Genomic DNA, 6091 nt, shown 5'->3' on the forward strand with positions numbered 1-6091 from the left:
TGACCGCCGTAGCCCCAGGCGAAGAACGTCGGCTCGCCGCCGAATTCCTCGAACCACCAGAAGTACCCGTACCGAAACCCGCGGTAGCTCCGGAGGACGCGCACATTCCAGCTCTCCCCCACCCAGCCGTCCGGGATCACGTGCACACGTTCACCGCTTTCCGACGTCACCCAGCCGCCGCGGAGGTACAGCTGACCGAAACGGAGCAGGCCGCTCGGCGTCAGAGCCAGGTTGTTGCCCCCGAAGCGATAGCCGTTCGGGTCCTCCTGCCACGCTCCGATCTGCACGCCCAGCGGGTCGAAGAGGCGCTCCTGTGCGTAGCTGCGGAGATCCCGGCCGGTGGCTTTCTCCAGGATCGCGGCGACGAGGTGCGACGTGCCGGTGCTGTAGATCATCCGCCCCCCCGGCCTTCCAATGAGCGGGCGGTCCAGCGCGTCTCGCACCCAGTTGTTCGAGCTAACCCACGCGCCGTAGTTTCCAAAACTCGTCGATTCCAAACCGGCCCGCATCGTCATGAGGTCGCCCAGCGTGATCGCCGCTTTGGCGCTGTCATCGGGCGCGGTGCCGTCCAGGATCTCGGGAAAGAATGGGCCGATCGACTGCTCCGGCCCCTCCAGGTGACCGCCGCGAATCGCAATCCCGACGAGAGCCGACAGAATGGTTTTGCTGGCCGACTTGATGTTGACTGGCTCGTTGGCCGACTGGCCGGGCGCATACCATTCGACGACGACCGAGTCCCCGCGCGCCATCAGCAGGCTGTTGAGCGGCCGTAAACGGTCGGCACGGGCAACGATTGAGTCAAGGGTCGACACCGACCAGCCGGACGCTTCGGCAGAGCCGACGAGCCACGGACGCGCCCCCCGATCGGGCGACTGCGCGACGAGGTGCGCCGGCCACAGGAACAGCAATGCGCTGAGAAGAAGGCCGAGGGCAAGAGCGGGTGCCCGCGGGGACGGGGAAGGAGGCCGGAGGAACGTGTGCACCATCGCTTGCGAGGATGTAACCCCGCGGACTGGACATCGAAGGGAGCGGAAACTACGTTTTTCCATCCAGGAAATCCGCTCGGCAACCGGAAGTTCGCCGGATTAGATGATCGTTTCGCTGTTGCCTCCGATCGTCGCCCCGCCTGCTCTCGCACCCATCGCCTCGACTCATGCCTGATGCATCGCCTCCACGCCTCTCGATCCGCACCGCCGTGTGCCTCGCAGCCACGGTCGCGTTCCTCGTCGCCGTAGCCGGCTGGAGCGGTGCCGGCGACCACCCGGAGGAGATGGATTCCGCCGCTGATCGGGCCGTCGTGACGCCGGAGTACGCGGAGAACGGGATGGTCGTCTCGGCGCGAAGGGAAGCCTCCAAAGCGGGCGTCGAGATGATGCGAAGAGGAGGCAATGCGGTCGATGCAGCCGTCGCGACCGGCTTTGCACTGGCGGTCGTCTATCCCTCCTCGGGCAACATTGGCGGTGGCGGATTCATGGTGATCCGGTCGCCCAGTGGTGAAGTCACGACAATCGACCACCGTGAAACCGCGCCGTCGGGCGCCACGCAGGAGGTCTTTCTTGACGAAACGGGAGACGCAGCCCGGGAGCGGAGCCGCGTCGGCGCACTGGCCTCCGGCGTCCCCGGCACCGTGCACGGCCTACTGACCGCCCTGGAGAAGTACGGATCCCTGTCCCGGGAGGACGTCATGGCGCCGGCGATACGCATGGCGGAGGAAGGCGTCCCCTTGCCGTACGGCGTGGCGCGCCGGTTCAATGCGTACCGCGACGACTTCCTTCAATTCGAAAGCACGCGGTCGTATTTCACCAAACCGGATTCCACGGACCGCTACCGTCCCGGCGAGCGGTGGCGCCAGCCGGATCTGGCCGAGACGCTGCGGCGGATCCGTGATCACGGCATCGACGGCTTTTATGACGGGGAAACGGCCGACCTGATCGTTGATCAGATGGCGTCCATGGGCGGGCTCATCGATCGAGAGGACCTGCGAGACTACCGGTCGGTCGAGCGTGACCCTGTTTCGACCGACTACCGCGGCTACACGGTGCACTCCATGGGACCGCCGTCCTCCGGCGGGGTGGCGCTGGCCCAGCTGCTCCACGCGGCCGAAGCACGCGACCTGCAGGCGATGGGCTATCAATCCAGCGCGACCATTCACTACCTCGGCGAAGCGATGAAGCGAACGTTTGCCGACCGGGCCAAGTGGCTCGGCGACCCGGACGCGGTGGACGTGCCGACCGGCGCGCTGACCGACTCCGGCTACGTCGCTGAGCGCATGGCAACGTTCGACCCCGACCGCGCCACGCCGACCGACTCCGTGTCGGCGGGTACACCGACGGTCCCCTCCAAATCCATGGAAACGAACCACTACTCCGTCGTGGACGGGGACGGCATGGCTGTCAGCGTCACCACGACGCTCAACTCAAGCTACGGCTCCAAGGTCGTGGTCGACGGCGCCGGGTTTTTTCTGAATAACGAGATGAACGACTTCGTTCTGAAACCCGGCGTGCCGAATCAGTTCGGCCTGACCGGGACCGAGCGCAACCTCGTCGCCCCGGGACGGCGCATGGTCTCCTCGATGACGCCCACCATCGTGGAAGACCCGGACGGGCGGCTCTTCCTCGTGATCGGTGCGCCCGGCGGATCGACGATCATCTCGACGGTCTTCCAGGTCATCACCAACATGATCGATTACGGCATGGACGTCGAGCAGGCCGTTACTGCCGGCCGTATTCACCACCAGTGGCGTCCCGCGACCCTGCACCACGAGCGATACACCCTGCCCGCCGACGTCGTGGAGAATCTGGAGGGCCGCGGCTGGGAGGTCGAAACCGGGATCTTCGGCTACGACAGCTGGGGACGCGCCCACGGGATTCGCGCCGCCTACCCTCCCGAGCGTAACGGGGAGCCGGCCTACTTCGGCGGAGCCGACCCCCGGCGTTCCGGCGAGGCCGTGGGCTACTGAACGCCCTGAATTCAGCCTTGCATCCGGTCAGCATCCGGTCAGGACCCGCTCAGGAGGCGGAGGCCGATTGCCGTAATGTTACGTGGACGGCTGAACTTGTCATCGGCGGGGTTCTTTGACAGGTGCCTGTGCCGGCGTCACTTTCGTACTTCCCGGCAGAGTAACGAGAGACTCGCCGAGGACCCCCGATTATGTTTCGCGATGCCAGCAACCTCATTGACGAGAACCCCGTGCAGCGCAACTACGGAGTGGCTGTCGGACAGCTCCGCGAACAGGGCTCGTATGAACTGCTGGTCGCCGGGTACACGGGACGCAACCTTGTGATCGCGTGGGATGGCGATCGCTTCGTCGAGATCGAGACGTCCTCGATCGCCGACCCCGAGCGGCAGGCCATCGGTATCGCCGCCGCCGACGTGGACGGGGATGGAACGGAGGAGGTGTACGTGCTCAACACCGATACCTTTGCCGGGCGCAAACGCTTCGCCGATCGGTTGTACGCCGGAAACGGCACCGGGGCGTGGCTCAACCTGTTCGACGACCCCGACAACAAGGAAACGCGGAATCTTACCGCCGGGCGCTCCGTCGCCGTGGTCGACCGGACCGGAAATGGCTGCTACGGCTTCTTCGTGGCGAATTACGGCGGTCCGATGCGTCTCTACGAGGTTGGCGACAACGGCCGGGTCCGCGACGTCGCGGAAGAAGCAGGGGTCAATCTAACGACTGGCGGGCGCGGCGTGATCGCGCTCCCGATCGTCACCCCACAGATGGATATTTTCTGCGTGAACGAGAACGGGCCCAATTTTCTATTTGAAAACCAGGGCGACGGCACGTTCGACGAAACCGCCGCGCGGCGCGGTGTTGCGGATCGATATGAACACGGACGCGGCGTAGACGCCATCGACCCCGCCGAAGGCGGCCCGTTCGGCGTCGTGTACGGCAACTGGCAGGGAAGCCACCGCCTCTACGTGCAGCAGGCGGGCGGTACCTTCCTCGACGTCACGCCGGACGACATGGCCTCTCCCTCGCGCGTCCGGACCGTTATCGCCGCCGATTTCGACAACGACGGCTACCAGGAGGTTTTCTTCAACAATATCGGCGAACCCAACCGCCTGTTTGCCCGGCGCGACGGCTCGTGGATTCAGATCGACGCCGGCGACGCTACCGAGGAGCAGGGCCTCGGCACAGGGGCCGCGGTCGGCGACTTCAACGGCGATGGGTGCCTGGAACTGTTCGTCGCCCATGGCGAAACCGGTGCTCAGCCGCTCTCCCTCTACCAGATGGACGCCGCCTCCGACCATCACTTTCTCCGCGTGGCGCCGATGACACAGCACGGGGCGCCTGCGCGCGGTGCCGTCGTGACGTGCACGGCGGGCGGGCGCACCCAGCGGCGCAACGTGGATGCCGGTAGCGGATACCTGTGCCAGATGGAGCCGGTCGCTCACTTCGGCCTGGGCCAAACGGACTCGGCGGAAGAAATCGAGGTGCGCTGGCCGGACGGCTCAACGTATCGCATGGAGGACCCGGGGGTCGACGAACTTCACACGATCGACCATCCGTAGCGGACCTTCGCACTAGCGCCCCGCCTCTCGCCGGCCGATGCGAATCGGCACCGGCCAGAGCACCGTTCTCTTCCCGTCTGGGGAGCCCCACGCCGCGGACAATGCCTCGTCAATCTCAGCGACGGGGTCGGCCTGCCGATCCGCCCGGTACCGCTGCGACGCAGACCAGGTCCTCAGATACCCGACAACCTCGTCCAGCGTCCATTCCGTCGATATCTCACGGTCGGAGACGTCCCATTCCTCAAAGGGAAACGGCAGCGAACGGTACCCCTGTTCGATGTGCCGGCGCTCGGGGGGCCAGTATACACCGACCACGTCGTCGTAGTACCGCTGAAGGACGGTGTTGATGGCACCTGCCGCCGGTTCGTCGGATGCGACCGCGAAGAGCGTGTACGTCCATGCGGCAATAACGCCCCGGGGACGGAGGACGCGACGCACCTCCGCATAAAAGGCATCGAGGTCGAACCAGTGCAGCGCCTGCGCGACGGTCACCAGATCGACGCTGCCGTCTTCGAGCGAGACCGCCCCCGCCGGCTCCACGCGATACTCCACGCGAGGGTGCGAGGTGGCCGCGCGGATCTGCTCGCCGCTCGCATCCGTGGCGACGACGTGTTTCGACCACTCGGCCAGACGCACCGCGGCCTGCCCGTTCCCTGTGCCGCAATCCCATACGAGGTCCACGGAAGGAGCGTACGACGTCACCGTCTCGAACAGAGCATCGGGATAGGTCGGCCGGTATCGGGCGTAGTCGGACGCATGGTCGGAGAAGTGATCTGCAAAGGCGTCAGACACAGGCGTCAGGTGCCGGCAACTGAATGGTAGAGATCGACGCTTTTCCGGCGGAGATCGTCCAGCGTTCCGTCATTCTCAATGACGTAATCGGCCCGACGCCGCAACTCCTCCTGTGGAAGCTGATGCGTCATCCGGGCCCTCACGTCGTCAGCGGTCGTGTCGTCTCGCTCGACCACGCGGGCAATGCGGTCGTCATCCGGTGCAACCACGACGGCAACGGCATCCAGGTGCTCATCTCCTCCGGATTCGAAGATCAACGCCGCCTCGTGGACGAGCACCTCCACGCCTTCCTCCTCTGCTCGCTCGGCGGCCTCGGCAAACGCTTCGTGGACGCGAGGATGGACCAGAGCGTTGATCCGCTCGACGCGATCCGGCGATTGAAAGACTACGTCCGCCAGATGCTTGCGATTCAGGGACCCGTCATCCTTAAAGCTTTCATCTCCGAAGGCGTCAGCAATATCTGCGCGTAAGCCCTCGTGTTCAGTCATCAGGCGCTTGGCCTCGAGGTCCGCGTAGAAGACGCGAGCGCCCTGCTCGGCCAGAAAGCCGCATACGGTGGTTTTTCCACTACCGATCCCCCCGGTCACGCCGAGTGTCGTCATGCAAGTCGGGTACGTCGTATAAAAATGCATCGAGCTGAAGAAAAGTGCGCCGCAGCGTCTCGGACGCATCACCCGGGAGGCCAGTTCATCCGGCGTCCGCCGAGCAGATGGAGGTGGAGATGGTAAACGGACTGGCCGCCGTCATCGCCACAGTTGATGACCGTGCGGTAGCCGTCGCG

6 protein-coding genes are annotated in these 6091 nt (G+C 65.3%); 2 read left to right on the forward strand and 4 right to left on the reverse strand.

The window, feature by feature from the left end:
• Window positions 1-986 (reverse strand): serine hydrolase domain-containing protein (locus ACFCU0_RS09735; RefSeq protein WP_434973479.1); only part of this gene is annotated, 986 nt, incomplete at its 3' end.
• A gap of 167 nt (window positions 987-1153) precedes the next feature.
• Between ACFCU0_RS09735 and ggt the strand changes: the two genes are divergently transcribed.
• Both ggt and ACFCU0_RS09745 read left to right on the forward strand, forming a co-directional pair.
• A complete protein-coding gene (gene ggt / locus ACFCU0_RS09740; protein WP_434973480.1) occupies window positions 1154-2959 on the forward strand; it encodes a gamma-glutamyltransferase in 1806 nt (601 codons plus the stop codon).
• 191 nt (window positions 2960-3150) lie between these two features.
• Complete coding sequence (locus ACFCU0_RS09745) at window positions 3151-4518, forward strand: CRTAC1 family protein (RefSeq protein WP_434973481.1); 1368 nt, start codon at window positions 3151-3153, stop codon at window positions 4516-4518.
• Between the two features lie 12 nt (window positions 4519-4530).
• On the opposite strand, the gene ACFCU0_RS09750 is transcribed toward ACFCU0_RS09745, so the two are convergent.
• The 3 genes from ACFCU0_RS09750 to ACFCU0_RS09760 all read right to left on the reverse strand — a co-directional run.
• Window positions 4531-5310: a class I SAM-dependent methyltransferase gene (locus tag ACFCU0_RS09750; RefSeq protein WP_434973482.1), complete on the reverse strand. Its 780-nt coding sequence runs from the start codon at window positions 5308-5310 to the stop codon at window positions 4531-4533.
• A gap of 5 nt (window positions 5311-5315) precedes the next feature.
• A complete protein-coding gene (gene coaE, locus ACFCU0_RS09755) occupies window positions 5316-5912 on the reverse strand; it encodes a dephospho-CoA kinase (protein ID WP_434973483.1) in 597 nt (198 codons plus the stop codon).
• Between the two features lie 68 nt (window positions 5913-5980).
• On the reverse strand, window positions 5981-6091 hold a 111-nt coding region (locus tag ACFCU0_RS09760; protein WP_434973484.1), incomplete at its 5' end, for an HIT domain-containing protein.

The organism is Longibacter sp., from assembly GCF_051155795.1.
Classification (GTDB): Bacteria; Bacteroidota; Rhodothermia; order Rhodothermales; family Salinibacteraceae; genus Longibacter.

Bases quoted from the DNA above. Each gene is read 5' to 3' on its own strand.
- ACFCU0_RS09745 (WP_434973481.1), top strand. From the start codon at position 3,151: ATGTTTCGCGATGCCAGCAACCTCATTGACGAGAACCCCGTGCAGCGC.
- ggt (WP_434973480.1), top strand. From the start codon at position 1,154: ATGCCTGATGCATCGCCTCCACGCCTCTCGATCCGCACCGCCGTGTGC.
- coaE (WP_434973483.1), bottom strand. From the start codon at position 5,912: ATGACGACACTCGGCGTGACCGGGGGGATCGGTAGTGGAAAAACCACC.